Raw genomic sequence first — 21,158 nt, forward strand, 5'->3', positions numbered from 1 at the left:
ATCATATAATTGAAAATATGAAACAATTAAAAAATTATTCATTTCTGCTCTTTTTGGGTATGATAATGATCATGATAAGCTCGTGTAAAACAAACAATGGGGATCGGGAGCCAATTTCTACAGATAAATCAAAACCCGGTGTGATCACCAACATTAAGGTTAACAACTATAATGGCGGCGCATATATAACATACACCTTACCTAACTCTGATAATATACTGTATGTATTGGCTAAGTACCAGATAAGGAATGGGGTATCCAGAGAAACAAAATCATCTTATTATACCGATACCGTAAATGTAGAAGGTTTTGCCAAAGAGGCAGATTATGATGTTACTTTATATACAGTAAGCAGGGCAAGTGTAATGTCTGATGCGGTTACGGTTAAAGTGCATCCTAAAACACCTGCTTATACACAAATAAAAGCAACCACCACTATGACAGCTGATTTTGGTGGTGTTAATGTTCAGGCGTTAAATCCTTTAAAAAAGGAAATAGGCGTAATAATAACGGTATTTGATAAATCAACGGGCTTAATGGAGGTTCAGGATCAGCATTATACTAAAGCCGATACTATAAACTATTCGTTAAGGGGATTTAATACAGATCAACGTGATTTTGGGGTTTATATAACTGATAATTTTGGCAATGTTTCTGATACGCTTAAAAAGCAACTAACCCCGCTTTTTGAGACGTTACTGGATAAAAGTAAATTTAGCACTTACAATTTACCAAGTGACACGGAGATAGGTTACGGCTGGGTGCTTAGCAACTTTTGGGATGGTAAAACGGATGGCAGCTCGTCAGGCTGGCACACTAATCCAGGTCATACCCCGCCATTTGTTGGCACCTTTAACGTTGGTCAAACCTATAAGTTAAGCCGGTTTGTTTTATGGGAAAGACCTGATGACGGATCAAATAAATATGCATATGGTCATGGTAATCCTAAAAAGTTTACCCTATGGGGATCAAACGCTGCATCGCCTAAAGATGTTCAGTTACCGGTATCGTCAGCAGTAGGTACAGTTCTTGGCGATTGGACTAACTTAGGTAATTACACTTATCCTAATCCACCATCAGGCTTGCCGCCAATAGCCCATAACTCGGCCGATAACGCTTTTGTATTGGCGGGTGTTAATTTCAATATTTCATTGGCGGCCCCCACGGTTCATTTTATACGCTTTGCAACGTCCCAGTCATGGTCTGACGGTAACTTTGCACACGCAATGGAAATATCACTTTACGGTAAACCAGAATAGGTTATTGTTTATTAAAATTAAAGAAACATGAAAAAGCTTATATATATACTACTTGGCTGTTTGTTATTAGCCACATGGTATGGTTGCCAGAAAGATAACCATGCTACAGATTACAAAAAGTTTTATGACGGGCACGAAATAGTTTACACGGGAGCTGTAGGGTTTGCTATTGTACAACCCGGTAATTTAGAATTAGGGCTAAAATGGAAGGCGAGCTCAGACCCCAGCATTACTAAATATGTAATTTATTATAACAACAAAGCCGACTCACAAATAGTAAATATTAGTGGTAAAACGGATACTATCAGAACCGTTATTAAAGGCCTTGCCGAGTATACATATTCGTTTACAATTTACTCATATGATGCTAAGGGTAATAAGTCTATCCCTTATGAGGTTAATAATGCAAAGGTGTATGGACCATTTTACATCGCTACATTATTAAACAGGCCGTACGATGCGGTTACGCCTTATACCATTACTGACGATGGATATTTAAGACTTAATTTTCTTAAACCTGATACCATTAATGTGGGTACAACCATAAAGTACACCAACAAAAATGGCGTAGCCGCACAAAAGGAGCTTAGCGGAGATAGCGCTTCTATAACTATACCTGATTATAAATCGGGTACGCCAATAGCTTATAACTCCTATTATATACCCGTGCGGAATGCGCTTGACGTGTTTCATGCATTAAAAACAGACGCGTTTCCTGCAGTGACCGGTATTGTTCAATGTGATAAATCGTTGTTTAAAAAAGTAAAACTACCCAATGATATGGGCAGCCTGGAAGATGGTACTGATATTGATAAGCTTTGGAATGGATCAACTACACCTCAGGGATACCCTAACATATTTCATAGTGACGGAAACGCTTCTTTACCCCGAACGCTTACATTTGACATGGGTAAGATATACAAACACCTTTTATCAATAGAAGAAATTGGGCGTAATTGCTGTCATAATCCTGATGATTTTGAAGTATGGGGCATTACAGATCTTACCAATGCATCTACTACATTACCTGCTAACGATCCCGGATGGAAAGCTGAGTCAATTGCAAAAGGTTGGAAACTATTAAAAGAAATTAAAAGAACAGATGATGGACAAGCGCCATTCAAAACTGATTTTGATAGTAATGTACCGCCTGCGCGTTATATACGCATCAGGGTTTTACACAACTCAAACGGCGAAAACAATTATACCAATATGACCCAAATTACATTCTGGGCCAATTTGCTTAATTAATTATCATTAGGGGTACATATTTAGTTTACATAAAAAGGGTTCACAGGATAATTTCCTGTACCCTTTTTTATTAGGAAAAACTCTTTCCCTTATCAATAAACTTTTGTTGCATTATAACTAATATGTTACGGGAGCATATTGGTTAAATTAAAACTGTTAATATTACATTTAATGTTTATTTTTAGCACCATTTAAACCCAAATATAAACCGTAGAAATCCGCTTTAAAATGATCAAGAAGATAGTTTGTTTCTCGCTATTCTTTATGCAGATAGCATTTACTGCCATTACAAATGCCCAAACAAGTCCGGGACTGCACCAGCAAAGTTTAACGGTTTGGGATGATAAACCTGCCAAAACCTGGATGACCGAAGCATATCCCATGGGTAATGGCCGTATTGGCGGTATGGTATTCGGAGGGCTTGCACAGGAGCACATCCAATTTAATGAGATCAGTTTGTGGACAGGCAACGAAACCGAAACCGGTGCTTACCAGGCCTTTGGCGACCTGTTTATTAATTTCGATGGTAAAGACAGTACACAACAGATTCCATCAAACTACCGCAGGCAGCTGGATATCAGCAAATCTGTTCAGCAAATAACCTATACCGATAATGCGGTAGCTTTTAAACGCGAATACTTTTGCAGTTTCCCTGATAAAGTAATGGTATTGCATTTTACAGCCGATAAAAAGGGCGCTTATTCAACCATCATAAAACTTAAGGATGCACATAATACCACTGTTATAGCCAATGGCACATCCCTGCAAGTTGCGGGTAAGTTAGATAACGGCCTGGCATACCAGGCCTCCATAGTAGTAAAGACAGAAGGCGGCTCCGCCGTAATTGAATCAGATGGTAATGGTGGTTCGCAGCTTAATATAAAACAGGCAGATGCTTTTACCATATTACTTTCGGCAGCTACTGATTACAGTAATAAACGTGAGCAAAACTGGCGCGGCGAAGCTCCTGATGTGACGGTTAAACAGGCTTTAACCGCAGCATCGGCTAAAACATATCAGCAATTATTAACCACTCACCTTCATGATTATCAGGCTTTGTTTGGTCGTATGGCCCTAAACCTGGGCGCAACACCAGCCGAAAGAAGCTCCCTGCCAACTTACAAACGTTTAATTGATTATAAAAAAGACGGCGACCCGCAGCTGGAAGCCTTACTTTTTCAGTACGGCAGATATTTGCTCATCAGCTCATCACGTAAAGGTGGTTTGCCTGCCAACTTACAGGGCTTATGGAACGACAACAATAACCCGCCATGGCGAAGCGATTATCACTCCAACATCAATATCCAGATGAATTACTGGCTGGCAGAGCCAACCAATCTGTCTGAATGTCATTTCCCTTATCTCGATTATATTAACAGTATGCGCGAGGTGAAAAAAGAAAGCACCCGCAAAGAGTATCCTGGTGTACGCGGCTGGACAGTTAAAACCGAGAACAACATTTTTGGCGGTTCAAGCTTTTTATGGAATACACCCGGCAGTGCCTGGTACGTGCAAGGGATCTGGGAGCATTATGCCTTTACCAAGGATAAAGATTATCTTAAAAGCTTTGGATATCCCATTATTAAAGAAGTGGTTGAGTTTTGGGACGATCATTTAAAACGCCGCCCCGATGGAACCCTGGTTTCGCCCCTGGGCTGGTCGCCAGAGCATGGACCTACTGAGGATGGGGTAACTTATGATCAGGAAATTATATATGACCTGTTTACCAATTACATTGAGGCTGCTGATATTTTAGGCATCGACAAAACGTACCGTAATCATGTAGCCGATATGCGTGAACATCTGCTAAAACCCAAAATAGGTAAATGGGGACAATTGCAGGAATGGGAAACAGACCGTGATGATCCTAAAGATACGCATCGCCATTCCTCAAACCTTTTTGGTTTGCATCCGGGCCGGCGTATAAGCACCATTAAAACACCCGAATTGGCACAGGCTGCTAAGGTAAGTCTGCTGGCCCGTGGCGATGTATCAACCGGTTGGTCAATGGCCTGGAAAATGAATTTTTGGGCACGCCTGCAGGATGGCGACCATGCTTACAAGATCCTTACCAATTTTATAACACTGGTTGGTGGTTCAGGTGTAAACTATAACGAGGGTGGAGGTTTATATTCTAATCTGTTTTGTGCGCACCCGCCATTTCAAATAGACGGGAACTTCGGCTATGCGGCCGGAGTAGCAGAAATGTTGCTTCAGAGCCAAACCGATGAGATCCAGTTATTACCTGCTTTACCCAAAGTATGGGCAACCGGCAATGTTCAGGGTTTACGTGCCCGTGGCGATTTTGAAATTACCAATATGGAATGGAAGGCTGGTAAAATTGTTAAACTATCTATCAAATCATTAGTCGGTGGCGAATGCAAGCTGCGGGTTCCTAATGCTTTAAAAGCTGATGCCGGGGTTTCAAAAAATATAGGCGACGGACATGATTATAAATATAGCTTTAAAACCCAGGCCGGTAAGGTTTATAATTTTATGGCGGCTAATTAATAGGTTGAATGTATTTAATGGGTAGATGGTTCAATAACCGGTTAAATTGATATTTAATTGGTTATTCCGGGGGATTGTCCATCTACTTCAAAGGTTTATCCATTTTTTGAAATACAATAACCAAATACATTTACCCTAACCAATAAAACACATCCAGTTATATACCGCAACCCCACAATTATATACCTGGCTGTGCTTTAAATCGATAAAATTTTTAAAAGGCATATTAATTACGTTCATTTCTTTTGATCAATACTTCTATATAAAGGCATGATAAAATTTAAACACCTCATTACTTTAATACTATTAATCAGCACTTTTCTGTCTGTTAAAGGACAGGATAAAACCAGCCATTGGAAAGGATTCGAAAAAGTACAGTTAACAATTGATGGTCATGAGGCATATTATGTAAAACCTCCGCATCCGCTGGCTGGTAATCCCTGGGTATGGCGCGCATCATTCCCAGATTGGCATACTGAGATTGACAGCATATTGCTGACCAAAGGTTTCTATGTTGTATTTGTGAATGTTGATAACCAGTATGGTAGCCCTGCCGCTTTGCAGGTTTGGGATAAGTTTTACGCTTACCTCACCGGTAAATTGGCTTTCGCTCCAAAGGCAGCCCTTGAAGCGGTAAGCCGCGGCGGATTATATGCTTATGGCTGGGCCAAACGCAACCCTGATAAGGTGAGTTGTATTTATGCCGAAACACCCGTATGTGATTTCAAAAGCTGGCCCGGTGGCAAAGGAAAAGGTCCTGGCGATGCCAACTCATGGGCCGAATTAAAACAGGTATATCACTTTAGCGAAGAACAGGCTATGGCCTATAATGATAATCCTATTGATCATCTGGAGGGGCTTGCATCATTTCGTGTACCTGTATTGCATACCATTGGCCTTGATGATAAACTTGCCCCACCTGCCGAGAATACCTATTTATTTGCCCAAAGATATATAGCTGCCGGCGGACCGGTAAGCATCCATCCCATAACCCAGGGCCCTAAAGAATTGCAGGGCCATCATTTTAATATTGATCGCCCTGATTATTATGCCGATTTTATTTTCAACAATTCATATCCTGTAAAAAATATCCTGCCTTATAGCAATTACTTTAAAACAGCAGGCAAACTCAATAACTTTTATTACGCGGTTACTGTTAAGAAAAAAGCTACCGTTTCTTTTCTTGGCGGTTCTATTACTTTTAATCCCGGCTGGCGCCAAAAGGTTTGCCAGTATTTAAAGGAGACCTATCCGGCAACCGATTTTCATTTTATAGCTGCAGGCATACCTTCTTTAGGTAGTTTGCCACACACTTTCAGGCTTCAACGCGATGTGCTCGACTCTGGCAAAACCGATCTGTTGTTTGTAGAGGCTGCCGTGAATGACAGGGGAACCGATAGCACCACACAGGTACGTTCCTTAGAGGGGATTGTACGCCATGCAAAAAATGCCAATCCGCTAACGGATATCATATTTATGGCTTTTGTTGATCCTCAAAAAATGGATAATTACAGCAAGGGCAAAGTATCACCCGAACTGGTGAATCATGAAATGGTTGCCCGCCATTATAACATCCCCTATATCAACCTGGCGCTGGAGGTGAATGATAAAATAAAGAACAAGGAGCTAACCTGGGCCGATGACTTTAAGGATATCCATCCATGGTACCACGGGCAGGAATTATATTTTGCCAGTATCAAAAACCTGCTGCAGGCCTGTGTCGAAGATCAGTATAAACTTCCGTTTAAAACAAATCTGCCCAAACCAATTGACAAAGCACGTATTGAAAACGGCAGCTATTATGATCTGTCGAATGCCAAATTAGATAAAGGATGGCAGATCACCCCAAACTGGAAACCGTCTGACGGGCTGCAAACCCGCGATGGTTTTGTTAACGTACCGGTGTTAAATGCTACTGAGCCAGGTTCAGAATTATCACTACCGTTTAAAGGTAACGCTGTTGGCATAGCGGTAGTTGCAGGAGGAGATGCGGGTACTATATCATACGCTATTGATAAAGGCGAATTTAAAGACCTTGACCTGTTCACTGAATTTAGCAGCTGGCTGCATTTGCCTATCTACCATTTGTTGGGCAGCGATTTAAGCAGGGGCAACCATGTGCTGAAAATTAAAATAAGCGATAAGAAAAACAGCTCGAGCAAAGGCAATGCCTGTCGTATCGTGCATTTTTTGGTGAATAATAAGTAAACTATTAATAAACCTAATATGATAAAGAAAAAAGCGGGGCTAATGATAGCGCTGGCAATTAGCACCTGCATGGCTATTGCCCAGCAAAAAACTCCTAAAGCGGTTATGGATCAGTTTATGGACAAACGTTTTGGTATGTTTATCCATTTTGGCCCGGTAACCCAGCGTGGTACTGAAATTGGCTGGAGCCGTAATGATCAGGTAGCACAAGCCGACTATGACAGTCTGTATCATGAATTTAATCCACAACTATTTAATGCCGATACCTGGGTAAAAACCGCGAAGGATGCGGGTATGAAGTACCTGGTAATTACGGCCAAGCATCATGATGGTTTTTGTTTATGGCCAACCACATTTTCTGATTATAATGTATCAAAATCACCTTTTAAAAGAGATATCGTAGGCGAACTTGCCAAGGCCTGCAAAAAGCAGGGGGTAACCTTTTGCATCTATTTCACCGTGTTGGATTGGCACGATCCCAATTACCCCATCCATAACCCCCATCATCCCGAAATTGGTGCAACAGCGGGCGATATGACCGCCTTTAAAACAACCATGAAAAACGAACTGCGCGAGGTGATCACCAAATACAAACCGTTTATGCTTTGGTTTGATGGTTATTGGGAAAAACCATGGACAGCAGCAGATGGTAAGGAAATTTACCAGTTTATAAAAAGTGTTGATGTAAATGTTATTGTAAATAACAGGCTGGGTAAGGTAAGTGATAAACTAAACGACGAGTCAGTAGGTGATTTTTTAACACCGGAGCAAACCATAGGCAAACTCAATATGAATGACCCATGGGAAAGCTGCATTACCATTTGCAACCAATGGGCCTGGAAGCCTAATGACCAGATGAAATCGCTTAAACAATGTATTCAAACATTGGTAACCACGGCATCGGGCAATGGTAACCTGCTGTTTAATGTTGGGCCGGCAATGGATGGCCATATCGAAGCAAGACAGGTGAAAAGGCTGCAGGAAATGGGGGCCTGGTTAAAATTATACGGCGAAAGTATTTACAGTACTCAGGGAGGTCCTTATGTGCCGAATGAAGTATATGGCACCACCCGTAAAGGTAATAAGGTTTACGTGCACGTGTTTCAGCGGAAGGATGGTACATTAACTATCCCTGCGCTGCCAAATACAAAAATTACCAAAGCTTATTTCATGAACGGCAATGCCGTAACGGTAAAATCAGATAACAACAGTTATAAAATTGATTTACCAGCTGTTTTGTCCGACGAAAACTGCTCTGTAATTGTTTTGGAGTTAGATAAGAACGCCCTTGATATCCCCGTAATACCCATAAAAGCCTAATAATATTCCTAACTGATGATCATCAAATATTTTCCATCAATAACTACCGTACTGCTGCTTACATCAACGCTTGGCTTTGGTCAAAAACCTGCGTTAAGATTGCACTACAACAAACCCGCCGCAACCTGGGAAGAAACGCTTCCGCTTGGAAACGGACGCCTCGGAATGATGCCGGACGGGGGAGTGGACAATGAAAAAATTGTATTAAATGATATTACGCTTTGGTCGGGCTCACCGCAGGATGCCAACAACTATGATGCCTACAAAAAACTACCGCAGATCCGCGAGCTGCTACTGGCCGGTAAAAATGTAGAGGCCCAGGCCCTCATTGATAAAGATTTTGTTTGTAAAGGCCCCGGTTCCGGGGGTAGGCAATGGGGCTGCTACCAACTTTTGGGCGACTTGAACCTGAAATTTGATTATCAGCAAGCTGGCGGAACCGACGTTAAATTCACCAATTACCAAAGAGCGCTTTCATTAAATAATGCCATTGCCAATTGCAGTTATGAGGTAAATGGCGTTACTTACAAACGCGAATATTTTACCAGCTTTGGTGACGACGTGGACATGATCAGGCTAACGGCCAATAAGCCAGGTCAGTTAAATTTCAGCATCAATATATCCCGCCCCGAAAGATCGGTTACCAGCACCACCGGCAATACACTGCAAATGCAAGGCCGCCTTGATAACGGTACCGATGGAAACGGAATGCAATACCTGGCCAATGTTAAAGCCAAACTAACCGGGGGCAGTCTTACCACAACTGCAAACAGTTTAGTGGTAAAAAACGCTACAGAAGCAGTTATCTATATATCGGCAGCAACTGATTTCAGGAAACCTGATTTTAAGCAGCGCATACAGCATGATCTTGATGCTGCTATGAAAAAGCCTTATGATCTGCAAAAGCAATTACATATATCCAAGTATCAGGAACTATTTAACCGGGTTAATATCAATTTAGGGGCAACCGGCGAAAACCCGGAAACAACCGACCAGGAACTGGTTAGTTTTCATAAAGAACCTAATAAAAACAAAGACCTGCCGGTTTTATTTTTTCAGTTTGGCCGGTATTTAAGTATCAGCAGCACACGTGTAGGTTTATTGCCACCAAACTTGCAGGGTTTATGGGCCAACCAGATTCATACCCCATGGAATGGTGATTATCATTTGGACGTAAATGTACAGATGAACCATTTCCCGGTTGAGGTAGCAAACCTGTCGGAACTTAACCTGCCATTGGTTGAGCTGGTGCGCGGCCTGGTAAAAAACGGGGAACGAACCGCCAAAGCCTATTATAATGCCGATGGATGGGTAGCCCACGTAATTACCAACGTATGGGGCTTTACAGAACCTGGCGAAAGTGCTTCATGGGGTGTAACCAAAGCCGGATCGGGCTGGTTGTGCAGCAATATTTGGGATCATTACGCATTTACCAATGACAAAGCTTACTTAAAAAGTATTTATCCTATTTTAAAGGGATCAGCACAGTTTTATAGCAGTATCCTGATCAAAGACCCCAAAACGGGTTATATGGTTACTGCCCCTTCGTCATCGCCCGAAAATAGTTTTGTAATGCCCGATGGGAGTGGCCAGCATGCCAGTATTTGCATGGGTGCTACTATTGATAACCAGATCATGCGCGAACTGTTTACCAACGTAATTACCGCATCTGAAACGTTAGGGGTCGATGCCGCCTTCCGTAATACTTTAAAATTAAGGTTAAAGCAAATACCGCCCGCCGGTGTGATCAGTAAAGATGGCCGCATCCAGGAGTGGCTGGAAGATTATAAAGAAACCGACCCGCAGCACAGGCACATTTCGCATTTATATGGGATCTACCCGGCTTCAGAGATCACCGCTGATGGTACACCCGAACTGGCCGAAGCAGCCAAAAAAACGCTGAACGTTCGGGGTGATGATGGCCCAAGTTGGTCAATTGCCTATAAACTGTTATTCTGGGCAAGGCTGCATGATGGTAACCGGGCTTACAAACTGTTTACCGAGATCATGAAACCCACGTTACGTACCGATATAAACTACGGCTCGGGCGGCGGTATTTATGCCAACCTGCTGTCGGCCGGTCCGCCATTCCAGATCGATGGAAACTATGGCACTACCGCGGGTATTGCAGAAATGCTGATACAAAGTCACGAAGGTTATATCAACCTGTTACCTGCCATACCCGATAGCTGGAAAGCAACAGGCGAGGTAAAAGGTTTAAGGGCCCGTGGCAATTTTACCGTTGATTTTAAATGGGAAGATGGTAAAGTAACAAGCTACAAGGTCAAATCAACTACTCCCGGCAAGGTTAAGATAAAAGTTAACGGCGTAATAAAAACAGTAACAGCCCAAAAAATTTGAACCAAGCTATAAATCACCATAATGAATAATTTTTTAAGAACACCCGTAAAACTGATCATTGCTTTATTACTGATCCTGCCTTTTGCAGCGTCGACAAAAACACCGGCAAATCCTAAACAGGTTACTATCCCTTACGGAGCAGGCAGCTCTATTTCATATGATCTGGAAAACGGAACATATACCGTTTATCAAGGTAAATACGCGGCATTCTCTAAAGTAATCGCCTCATTTAAAATTAATAATAAAACCGCTTCGTCAAAAGATTATACCGCCAGAGTATACAGTAAAACTACAATTAGCGATGGTTTTGGCAAGGGTACAAAACATGTGATCACCCTAACAGGTAAAAATTTAACCACAATAAAGCAGGTGTTTTACACTTACGCAAGCAGGGCGTTTTTTCTTACACAGATAGAAGCCACGGGTAAAAATCTTAAAAGCAATTCTATTACCCCGTTCTCAGGTAATATTCCGGCTGTTAATGGCGATGCACGCAGTATTTTTGTACCGTTTGATAATGACACTTTTATCCGATACAATGCCAAACCATTTGTAGCCCCATTCACCAATATGAGCGCCGAGGTAGGAGCGGTGTATGATAATACCAGCCGTAATGGTTTTATAGCCGGTTCGGTAGAGCATGAGGTATGGAAAACGGGCATCCGCAGTACTGCGAAGGCCGGCAGTGGGAATGCCATGGATGTTTGGAGCGGGTACACCGAAGAAAGCGTAACCCGCGACAATATTGCGCACGGTGAAATAAGCGGTGACATCATCAGATCACCTAAAATATTTGTAGGTTATTTTGCTGACTGGCGCAACGGACTGGAAGAATATGCTAAAGCCAACCGCATTGCAGAGCCGCCTTATGTTTTTAACTGGACAAAACCTACCCCTGTTGGCTGGAACAGTTGGGGCGTGATGCAGGAAAAACTTACTTACGAAAAAGCGACTAAGGTTGCTGATTTTTTTGCTGATAGCTTATCAGCCTTCCGCACGGGCAATACTGCTTTTATCGATTTGGATTCATACTGGGATTTTATGCTGAAAGGTGGCCTGGAAGGTGATTACAGCAAGCTAAAGCAATTTGCTGATTACTGCAAAAGCAAGGGCCTGCAGCCCGGCGTATACTGGGCGCCATTTACCGACTGGGGATGGAAAGGCGGCCCGGACAGGAAAGTGCAAGGTAGCAATTATACCTACGGCCAACTTTGGACAAAAGTGGGCAACGGCTACCATGATATTGATGGTGCAAGAGCTATCGATCCAACACACCCGGGTACTAAACAACATATTGACCTGGTTATTGGTAAACTTAGGGAATGCGGTTTTAAAATGATCAAGATAGATTTTTTAGGTCACGCAACGGCAGAGTCGACCCATTTTTATGATCCGAAGGTTACTACCGGCATGCAGGCCTATCGTGAGGGAATGGAATATCTGATCAATAAACTGGGTGACCAGATGCTGATCTATGCTGCTATATCGCCAAGTTTGGCTACTGGCAGGTATGTACATACCCGTCGCATAGCCTGTGATGCTTTTAAAACCATAAAAGATACCCAATACACCCTGAATAGTGTAAGCTATGGCTGGTGGCAAACCTATTTATATAATTATGTTGATGCCGATCATGTGGTATTATCAACCGAAAGTGAAGGCGCTAACCGCGCCCGAATGCTATCCGCAACCATTACGGGTACTGTGATATCCGGCGATGATTTTTCTGTACATGGCCAGTGGAGCGCGAGGGCAAAAGCTGTGTATCAGAATAAGGAATGGCTTAAAGTTATTGAAAACGGTAAGGCTTTTGAACCCATTGAAGGCAATACCGGCGAAAACGCGTCTGAAATGTTTACCCGCAAAATTGGTAATGTTGTTTACCTGGCCGTATTTAATTACTCGGGTGATCCTAAGGAATTTACTATAGATGCGAAAAGGGTAGGACTTTCCCCGCAAAAGGAATATCTTGTTCACGAAATATTACAAAACAATAAAGCAAGCATGAACATAAAAATTGGCGCTTCCGATGCTGCATTGTATAAATTTGAAGAGAAACCATAAACTAATCTGATAACCTTATTTATTTACACTGAAAATAACCCGATAAAAGTGAGAAAAACATTCCGAAATCATTTAATGCCCTTTTGCCTGGTAGTTGGTACCGCGCTTACCGCAGGCAATAGTTTTGCCCAAACAGTAACCATCCCGGTTGAAACACAAAACAATGCATTGGTACTGCAAACCGATGCTGAGAAAAATCTTAAAATGGTTTATTTCGGCACAAAGCTGAGCAATGCAAAGGAGTACGAGCGGATCCAAAAAATGTATAACCAGGCCGATGATTCTGGTATCCTTAATTCGGCTTATACGCCCTCAGGGTCAGCAAACCTGGCCGAACCTGCCATTACGGTTACCCATGCCGATGGTAATAAATCACTAAACCTGGTTTATGTGAGCCATACCACTACCAAAATTGATGACGACGTTTCTTTATTGACGGTTGTACTTAAAGATCCGGCGTATGATTTTGAGGTAAAGCTGTTTTATAAAACCTTTTTTAAAGAGGATGTTACTGAGCAATGGTCGGTTATAAAACATGGCGAAAAGGGTATTGTAACGCTAAATAAATTCGCGTCGGCAAATCTTAATCTAAAAGGAGCAGGCTTTTGGCTTAAACAATACCACGGCAACTGGGCGCTTGAGATGCAGCCCGAAGAAGCAAAACTCACCCACGGCATTAAAACCATCGACAGTAAGTTAGGCACCCGCGCAAATTTGTATGAACCATCTATGTTCATGGTATCGATGGATAAACCGGCTACTGAGGACGAGGGCAAGGTTATGCTGGGTTCGCTGGAATGGTCGGGCAATTTTAAAATTGACCTGGAGCTTGATGTATCCAACAATTTGCGGGTAATAGCAGGCATAAACAACGCTGCATCAGAATATCACCTGAAACCTAATGAAGAATTTACCACTCCTGCATTTGTTTATACCTACTCAGACCATGGTAAAGGCGATGCCAGCCGTAAGCTGCAACGCTGGGGACGCAAGTATAAAATTGTTGATGGCGAAGGCTCAAGGTTAACCTTGCTGAACAACTGGGAGACGACCTATTTTGATTTTAATGAAAGCAAACTTGCCCAGTTATTAAAAGACACCAAAAAGCTTGGCGTTGATATGTTTTTATTGGATGATGGCTGGTTTGGTAATAAATATCCCCGAAATGGCGATAACGCAGGCCTGGGCGACTGGCAGGAGAACAAACAAAAACTGCCAAACGGTATCAGTTCGCTGGTTAAAGAAGCACAGGCTAATGGTGTAAAATTCGGGATCTGGATAGAGCCCGAAATGGTAAACCCGGCCAGCGATTTGTATCACAACCATCCTGATTGGGTAATTAAACAGCCTAATCGCGCTGAAAAATATTTCCGTAACCAGTTGGAGCTTGATCTGGCCAATCCTAAAGTTCAGGATTTTGTTTTTGGGATAGTAGATGATCTGTTTACTAAAAACCCAGATCTGGCGTATATTAAATGGGATTGTAATGCAGTGATTTATAACGCATATTCGGCTTATTTGAAAAAAGATCAATCGCATTTATATATTGATTATGTGCGTGGTTTATATAAAGTGCTGGAGCGTGTAAGGGCAAAATATCCAAAAGTGCCTTTAATGTTATGCTCAGGCGGTGGCGGTCGTGTTGACTATGGCGCGCTTAAATATTTCACCGAGTTTTGGCCAAGTGATAATACCGATCCACTGGAAAGGATCTTTATCCAATGGGAGTATTCGTACTTCTACCCGGCCATCACCAGTTCAAACCATGTTACCGACTGGGGCAAACAACCAATCAAGTTCCGTACGGATGTTGCTATGATGGGTAAGCTGGGTTTTGATATCGTGGTGAGTAAATTAAGTGAGCAGGATTTAAGCTACGTTCATGATGCTTTAAAAAACTATGATAATTTGAAAGAGACTATTTGGCATGGTGATCAGTATCGTTTACAAAGTCCGTGGGATAATGATGCAGCATCAATTATGTATGTTGATAATGCTAAATCAAAGGCTGTGGTATTTAATTATCTGGTGAACAATAGATATGGTACCGGTACAAAAGTTCCTATCCGTTTAAAGGGCCTCGATCCGCAGAAAAAATACCAGGTTAAAGAAATTAACCTTTACCCGGGCTCAAAGTCTGCTTTAGATGGTGACTTGATTTTTACCGGCGATTTTTTAATGACCGTTGGCATAAACCCTGATGTAAACAGCGGCAGATCAAGTGTGGTTTTGCAACTGGATGAGGTAAAATAATACCTTTTCCATTACAGAAAATATCCAATAAGGGAAAGCCTGCAAATCATATGATTTGCAGGCTTTCTTGCTTTTATCCCTAATCAGATTTAACGTGTTTTTTCGCAGGTATAAATACGTGTATGATATTTAATTAATTGAGTGTAAATACGTTGCAGGTAAAGTAATTACCCTGCATCCTTTTCATGTCATCTGACCCACCTTTGATGTGCAGTATAAAATGCGTTTGTAACAGTTTTAATTTCTGTTAAAGGCATCGGTATAAATTAACCCTATAACCTTTTAAAAACCATTACATGAAAAAATTCAATTACTTATTAATGTTATTAGCAATAGGTATGCTATTAACAGCATCGTGCGGAAAAGACGGTGCGGTTGGTCCTGCCGGTTCCCAGGGAACCGCAGGAGCACAGGGGGCTGTTGGCCCAGCTGGCCCTCCGGGCGCTAATGGACAAAGCGGAAGCGTTATTTTCAGCGGTTCTACTACTCCGGCTATTGCTACGGGCGCGGTTGGCGATTTCTATTTAAATATCTCTACCGGATTATTATATGGCCCTAAAACTGCTGCCGGCTGGGGAGCTGGCTTTTCACTCCAAGGACCAGCAGGAGCAAAAGGCGCACCGGGCAACAAGATCCTTAACGGCACCGGCGCTCCTGCGAATTCTTTAGGTAACCTTGGCGATTATTATCTTGATGCAGGAAATTATTTATTGTACGGCCCAAAAACTAACTCAGGCTGGGGAGCAGCAGTATCCTTTAAAGGAGCTACAGGTGCACAGGGCCCTCCGGGAACTGCCAACGTGATGTACACCGACTGGTTTACTCCGGCTACATACACTAAGGATACAGTTTTTGGATCATGGGGATTTTATCACGATATCAGTATTCCGGCTATTACACAAGCCGTACTTGACCATGGAACTGTAATAGCTTTTGCCAAATTAAACGGTTATAATCCATCTATTTGGCCTACCAACCAGGTAGGACAGTTACCAGTAGCTATTACTTATATACAGGGAACTGCCAATATAGATACATGGTCTTCTTTTTCATCTCTTGGTAAGGTTAGGATCAAATTAGTAAGCAGCCTGAACCTTTATACCAGTATTTCTAATGCACATCAGTTTCGGTTTGTAATTATTCCGGGGGGAGTTAGTGTTCCTGGTACTTTAAATTATACAGCATTACAGCGTTATTTACGCATACCAGAAAACCATTAATAAACAATAGCAAGGCCAATGACCATGAAGGGGAGCATAGAACTATGCTCCCCTTTTAATATTATGCTTTACGGGTGGCAGAACCTGCTATTAAAATAGCTATTCCGCTAAATGCCAGTGCTACAAACAGGCTTGTCCATTCGGGCTCTGTATGAATGCTGGCGATAACCCGTGGTAAATGCAGAATTAAAACCCAGATAAAGAACATCAAACCCAAAAGAACTCCCGATAACTTCACTTGTTTTTGAATAATGAAACTAATGGCCGAAGCAAAAAAAGCTGCCATAACCAAATAATTCCAAAACAAACGCGCTGGTATCCAGGCAGGGATGAGGCCAGCTACAAACTGCGCATACATAAAATGCTGAATGCCAAATACCACTAATCCAATTGCAAAAATATAGCTGCCGGTTTTTATCAGTTTAAATTGATCACGCTTCCAAATACTGCCTAACAAAACTAAAATTCCGCTAAGGATTGAAATAACTTCAAATATCGCTGTCCATTCAGATGCGTTATGGAAATTTGAAATCAACAGGGGGATATGGATCAAAAGGAGCGCTAACAAGTAAAGCAGTGCAGCAGCAAATTCCCCGTAGTGCATATATTTTTTTATAAAAATGAGTATTCCCGCTCCAATCATTAAAAAGCCTGTGAGATAGGCCAATATTTCTTTGCCGGGAAGGGATGCTGGCACAGGCAACAAACCCGTAGGAAAATGACCGGTTACTATATGAATTACACCAATTGCAATGATACTTACACCCAGAAACAGCTTTCCGGTGCTTAGGTAAAGGTTACTATTCATTATTTAGGTTTTAAAGTTTCGCATTAAGATAAATAAAAAATATCTGATTAATATTTTATGATGCTCATAGCCAGATCCTTATCGTGGTTGTAAAGAGCGGATGGATGCGCTTAATGAAATAGAAAAGGTATACGGAGAAGTTGAGTTATGTATCGTCCCCGAAATTAAAGCTTTGGTTGATCAGCAGTTAGCAGCCTCTACACAGGCAGATCAATTATGCAAAGTAATTTCGCTCTGTACAGCATAAAGATTGCTTCGTGCCTCGCAATGACGCGTGGAGAGGGTAAAGTATTCTCTTGCGCTCGTTTGCAAACGAACGCAAGCCGGTTAGTATAGGATTATTTTGTTTTACGGTTAAACAGAGCAATGTTATATCCGTTCTTCCAGGTTAACGGTAACTTGGTCTCCAACATCTTTTCCAATGGTTTTACGCAGATCGGCCTTGATGGGTAATTTGTGTGTACCATTGCCTAATGCCATAAACGAACTTTGGAACGGGCACCCATCAACCAGGCCACGCACCTTTACCAGTCCTCTGGTTTTAAAAAACTCAACAGAATCGGGCCATACCAGGTAAGTCCATCCGCCCTTATTATCACTTTTTTGCAGCGTTGCTGTAAATTGTTTATTCAATGTGTTCATAATCATTTAATTTACTTGTGCATTTATTGATTGACATTACAAAGCTAATTGCATTTCGTGGTGTCCGTTAGGTGCAAATGCGGCTTTTAAAGGTTGTTTTGCGACAGATACACAGGCGGTTAGGATTTGATCAAAAAACTCCTTTAATTCTTATATCAAATTAAATCGCTGTATTTTAGATAACCAAATTTTGCCTGGCTCCGGTAGAACTTTCCGGAAGGCAAACCAATTTATTAAAACCGATAATTAATTAAAAAAATGGAACAGCAACCTAACCAGCCATCACCCGAAAACATTATGAAAATTGGTACGGGCTTTTGGGCCTCAAAAATTCTTTTGACTGCAGTAAATTTTGAATTATTCACCAAGCTTGCTGAAAAGAAAACTATGAAGGCCAAAGAGGTCAAAGACATTTTAGAGCTTAAATGCACAGACAGAAATGTTTTTGATTTTTTAGATGTTTTAACCGTGTTTGGTTTTTTAAACCGTGAAGGTATTTTGGATACAGCTATTTATTCAAATACCTTGGACACTGATACATTTTTAGATAAAAACAAACCATCATATATTGGAGGTATCCTTGAAATGATGAACAATCGTTTATATGCATTTTGGGGTAACCTGGGCGAGGGGCTGCTTACCGGGCTTCCGCAAAATGAAGCAAAAAGAAGCGAGGATTTTTTCGGTTTGATATACAAGGACCCTGAAAAATTAAAAGAATTTACCAATGCAATGACCGGTATCCAAATGGGTAATTTTATGGCCTTTGCTCAAAAATTTGATTTTACAAAATATAGAACGCTAATTGATGTAGGCGGTTCGGCCGGATTGCTTTCGCTTATGGTTGCAAAGCATAATCCCGATATGCATTGTATAAGTTTTGACCTGCCGCCGGTTGAGCCTATTGCAAATGCTACCATACAGCAATACGGGTTATCAGACCGTGTAAAAGCGGCAAGCGGCGACTTTTTCACTATGCCAATACCCAATGCAGACGTTGTTGTAATGGGAAATATCCTGCATGATTGGGACGAAGAAAATAAAATGTCATTAATGAGAAAAGCTTATGACGCACTCCCCGTGGGTGGGGCATTTGTAGCTATTGAGGGCATAATAGATGATGAAAGAAAGCAAAACGCTTTTGGTATGATGATGAGTTTGAATATGCTTATTGAAACAGGAACAGGATTTGATTACACATTTGCCGACTTTAACAGGTGGGCAAATATTGTCGGGTTTAAATCAACCTCACTGCTTCCATTAGCAGGACCATCAAGCGCGGCAATAGCATATAAATAAACCAATCAGTTATAAAAGAGTTCGGGTTTTGTAGTGAAAAGGCCACAAAGTAATTCAAAAGCCTTTAGATGAAAATCTGGAGGCTTTTTTGTTGAGGACTCTTCTGCTTATGACTTATTTCGTGGTGCGAATATAAAACCGACTGCAGGTTGAAAATATAGCAAAGCCCATTTATTAGTGTCCAATCGCTTTTTAGTAGTTTAATGTTTGGTAGTAAGGGTATTATAAATTATCTTCGGGTAAATATGAAAAGCCTTTACCTTAAAAGATCCGTTTTATCACTGATCATATTTATCACACTATCTGTTTTTATAACATCGTGCTCGAAATCAGGCACAGGTATCAACCCTAAACCGCCAACCGAAGCCGTTGTTTCAATAACTGCATTTTCGCCTTCCAAGGCATTGCCCAATAGCATAGTAAGTATTACAGGAAGTAATTTTAATACTGCATTAGCAAATAACGTTGTAAAGTTTAATGGCGTTAATGCGCGGGTTAATTCGGTAAATGCAACAGAAATTGTTGTAACAGTGCCTGGTACTGCAACTACTGGCAAAATTGAGGTGAGCAGTAATGGCAAAAATGTTACTTCTGCAACAGATTTTACGGTAACTACTGCTACTATGAGTGATTTTGCCTCCTTGGGTGCAATTGCTATCGATCAGATAGCTTTTGATTTTTCGGGGCAACTTTATGGCGAGAATGGTAGCAACATCTATAAAATTAGTAATGCCGGACAGATAGACTTTCGCGTTAACATTTCGTCCAATTCATTTAGAGGTATCGCTTTTGATAAGGCAGAAAACCTGTATGTGGCGCCCGGAATTAATGTAACCAAAATTGCTCCAGACAACACTGTCACTGTATTAGCCGGGCAAATTATCAGCTCAGGAGGGCTTGCTGATGGCACGGGTGCAGCAGCAAGGTTTTCAGGAAGCTCTTACGGTATTGCTAACGACGCGAACGGCAATATTTATTATGGCGATGCATCTGCCATGCGTAAAGTAACAACGGCTGGTGTGGTTACCACCCTGGCAGGGAATTTAAAATTCGAACAGGGTTATGTAGATGGTAAAGGAGCGGAAGCTAAGTTTGGCTACATGACCCGTTTTACAGTTGATCAGACTACCGGCGATATTTATGTGGTTGATTCTGACCATTATTGCATTCGTAAAATAACCCAGGATGGAGTTGTAACCACCGTAATAGGTAGTACTATAGCCGGCCTTGCCGACGGAGAAGGCATAAAGGCCCGGATATTTGGCCCCCAGGCTTTAGCGGCCGATGGAAAAGGAAATATCTTTTTTAGCGATGCAGATTTTGGAGCACCTGTTTACAAGATCAGGATGATAAATAAATTAGGGCAGGTGAGTACGCTTATCACAGGTACATCATTTACCACACTGGTCAATGGACCATTAGGCACTGCTACTGTTAATCGCCCTTTAGGTATTGCTTTCGATCCCTCAGGTAATTTATATATCGTTAACTCGGGAGCCAATAAGATAAGTAAGGTTACTTTTAATTAAAAAATACATCTAAATTAATCTGCTTTACTGACACCGATGTAGCTCCCGCTATGTTGGTTCCTAAGGAAGGTACTCCGAGCTTGTACAAAGGAGTGTTGTTGCGCCTATAGTTGGTGTTATCACCGCACGATATCATCCTCCAACCCTGCCGCACAATACAAATCATCCATAAAAGAGTTCGATTTTTGTAGTCTAAGAACCATATTTTAAACCCATCTATCGGAGCGTCATGAGAAAGATTATTCGAAAGCCTTTGGAAATCTGAGGGCTTTTTTACCTTTATGTAGCGTATGCTTAAACTCAATTCGGAATGGATTTTATTTTAACCGGAATCATCATTATTTGCGTTGCTATTTGGTTTATAATGGCAAGTAAGAATAAATCAAAATTTGGAATAAACTTAAAAAGGGTTTACTGCCCTGTCTGTAATACA

At 41.6% G+C, this 21,158-nt stretch carries 13 protein-coding genes; 11 read left to right on the forward strand and 2 right to left on the reverse strand.

Going from position 1 to position 21,158, the window contains the following annotated elements; all coding sequences use genetic code 11:
* The first annotated feature begins 17 nt into the window (after nt 1-17).
* From AC1DRQ_RS15075 to AC1DRQ_RS15115, 9 genes are all read left to right on the forward strand, one after another.
* The gene (locus tag AC1DRQ_RS15075) at nt 18-1,259 is read left to right on the forward strand and encodes a DUF4959 domain-containing protein (protein ID WP_477425520.1); all 1,242 of its coding nucleotides are present in this window, start codon (nt 18-20) and stop codon (nt 1,257-1,259) included.
* A gap of 27 nt (nt 1,260-1,286) precedes the next feature.
* Entirely contained in the window at nt 1,287-2,510 is a 1,224-nt protein-coding gene (locus AC1DRQ_RS15080) for a DUF4998 domain-containing protein (protein WP_477425521.1), read from the forward strand.
* Between the two features lie 228 nt (nt 2,511-2,738).
* Nucleotides 2,739-5,021: a glycoside hydrolase family 95 protein gene (locus AC1DRQ_RS15085; RefSeq protein ID WP_477425522.1), complete on the forward strand. Its 2,283-nt coding sequence runs from the start codon at nt 2,739-2,741 to the stop codon at nt 5,019-5,021.
* 270 nt (nt 5,022-5,291) lie between these two features.
* Nucleotides 5,292-7,229, forward strand: coding sequence for an SGNH/GDSL hydrolase family protein (locus AC1DRQ_RS15090; RefSeq protein ID WP_477425523.1), 1,938 nt, complete (start codon nt 5,292-5,294; stop codon nt 7,227-7,229).
* An 18-nt stretch (nt 7,230-7,247) separates the two neighbouring features.
* Nucleotides 7,248-8,549: an alpha-L-fucosidase gene (locus AC1DRQ_RS15095; RefSeq protein WP_477425524.1), complete on the forward strand. Its 1,302-nt coding sequence runs from the start codon at nt 7,248-7,250 to the stop codon at nt 8,547-8,549.
* A gap of 15 nt (nt 8,550-8,564) precedes the next feature.
* Nucleotides 8,565-10,910, forward strand: a complete 2,346-nt coding sequence (locus AC1DRQ_RS15100; RefSeq protein ID WP_477425525.1) for a glycoside hydrolase family 95 protein — start codon at nt 8,565-8,567, stop codon at nt 10,908-10,910.
* A gap of 21 nt (nt 10,911-10,931) precedes the next feature.
* A complete protein-coding gene (locus AC1DRQ_RS15105; RefSeq protein ID WP_477425526.1) occupies nt 10,932-12,974 on the forward strand; it encodes an alpha-amylase family protein in 2,043 nt (680 codons plus the stop codon).
* 48 nt (nt 12,975-13,022) lie between these two features.
* Nucleotides 13,023-15,227: an alpha-galactosidase gene (locus AC1DRQ_RS15110; RefSeq protein ID WP_477425527.1), complete on the forward strand. Its 2,205-nt coding sequence runs from the start codon at nt 13,023-13,025 to the stop codon at nt 15,225-15,227.
* A 296-nt stretch (nt 15,228-15,523) separates the two neighbouring features.
* Nucleotides 15,524-16,447 carry a hypothetical protein gene (locus AC1DRQ_RS15115; RefSeq protein WP_477425528.1) on the forward strand — a complete coding sequence of 308 codons (924 nt, stop codon included), beginning with the start codon at nt 15,524-15,526 and terminating at the stop codon, nt 16,445-16,447.
* 61 nt (nt 16,448-16,508) lie between these two features.
* Here the strand turns inward: AC1DRQ_RS15115 and AC1DRQ_RS15120 are convergent, their stop codons facing one another.
* Both AC1DRQ_RS15120 and AC1DRQ_RS15125 read right to left on the reverse strand, forming a co-directional pair.
* A complete protein-coding gene (locus tag AC1DRQ_RS15120) occupies nt 16,509-17,255 on the reverse strand; it encodes a DoxX family protein (protein WP_477425529.1) in 747 nt (248 codons plus the stop codon).
* Between the two features lie 369 nt (nt 17,256-17,624).
* Complete coding sequence (locus tag AC1DRQ_RS15125; protein ID WP_429396618.1) at nt 17,625-17,897, reverse strand: DUF1905 domain-containing protein; 273 nt, start codon at nt 17,895-17,897, stop codon at nt 17,625-17,627.
* A 258-nt stretch (nt 17,898-18,155) separates the two neighbouring features.
* On the opposite strand from AC1DRQ_RS15125, the gene AC1DRQ_RS15130 reads away from it, so the two are divergent.
* Both AC1DRQ_RS15130 and AC1DRQ_RS15135 read left to right on the forward strand, forming a co-directional pair.
* Complete coding sequence (locus tag AC1DRQ_RS15130; protein ID WP_477425530.1) at nt 18,156-19,196, forward strand: methyltransferase; 1,041 nt, start codon at nt 18,156-18,158, stop codon at nt 19,194-19,196.
* A gap of 245 nt (nt 19,197-19,441) precedes the next feature.
* Nucleotides 19,442-20,725 (forward strand): IPT/TIG domain-containing protein, encoded by a 1,284-nt coding sequence (locus AC1DRQ_RS15135; protein ID WP_477425531.1) that lies wholly within the window; start codon nt 19,442-19,444, stop codon nt 20,723-20,725.
* Nucleotides 20,726-21,158 lie beyond the last annotated feature (433 nt).

It is taken from the genome of Mucilaginibacter sp. P4_E8, from assembly GCF_056401495.1.

What these genes read in the sequence shown, in the direction of transcription:
- AC1DRQ_RS15075 (WP_477425520.1), top strand. Translation starts at nt 18, where the DNA reads ATGAAACAATTAAAAAATTATTCATTTCTGCTCTTTTTGGGTATGATA.
- AC1DRQ_RS15115 (WP_477425528.1), top strand. Translation starts at nt 15,524, where the DNA reads ATGAAAAAATTCAATTACTTATTAATGTTATTAGCAATAGGTATGCTA.
- AC1DRQ_RS15095 (WP_477425524.1), top strand. Translation starts at nt 7,248, where the DNA reads ATGATAAAGAAAAAAGCGGGGCTAATGATAGCGCTGGCAATTAGCACC.
- AC1DRQ_RS15120 (WP_477425529.1), bottom strand. Translation starts at nt 17,255, where the DNA reads ATGAATAGTAACCTTTACCTAAGCACCGGAAAGCTGTTTCTGGGTGTA.
- AC1DRQ_RS15135 (WP_477425531.1), top strand. Translation starts at nt 19,442, where the DNA reads ATGAAAAGCCTTTACCTTAAAAGATCCGTTTTATCACTGATCATATTT.
- AC1DRQ_RS15130 (WP_477425530.1), top strand. Translation starts at nt 18,156, where the DNA reads ATGGAACAGCAACCTAACCAGCCATCACCCGAAAACATTATGAAAATT.
- AC1DRQ_RS15100 (WP_477425525.1), top strand. Translation starts at nt 8,565, where the DNA reads ATGATCATCAAATATTTTCCATCAATAACTACCGTACTGCTGCTTACA.
- AC1DRQ_RS15090 (WP_477425523.1), top strand. Translation starts at nt 5,292, where the DNA reads ATGATAAAATTTAAACACCTCATTACTTTAATACTATTAATCAGCACT.
- AC1DRQ_RS15085 (WP_477425522.1), top strand. Translation starts at nt 2,739, where the DNA reads ATGATCAAGAAGATAGTTTGTTTCTCGCTATTCTTTATGCAGATAGCA.
- AC1DRQ_RS15105 (WP_477425526.1), top strand. Translation starts at nt 10,932, where the DNA reads ATGAATAATTTTTTAAGAACACCCGTAAAACTGATCATTGCTTTATTA.
- AC1DRQ_RS15125 (WP_429396618.1), bottom strand. Translation starts at nt 17,897, where the DNA reads ATGAACACATTGAATAAACAATTTACAGCAACGCTGCAAAAAAGTGAT.
- AC1DRQ_RS15080 (WP_477425521.1), top strand. Translation starts at nt 1,287, where the DNA reads ATGAAAAAGCTTATATATATACTACTTGGCTGTTTGTTATTAGCCACA.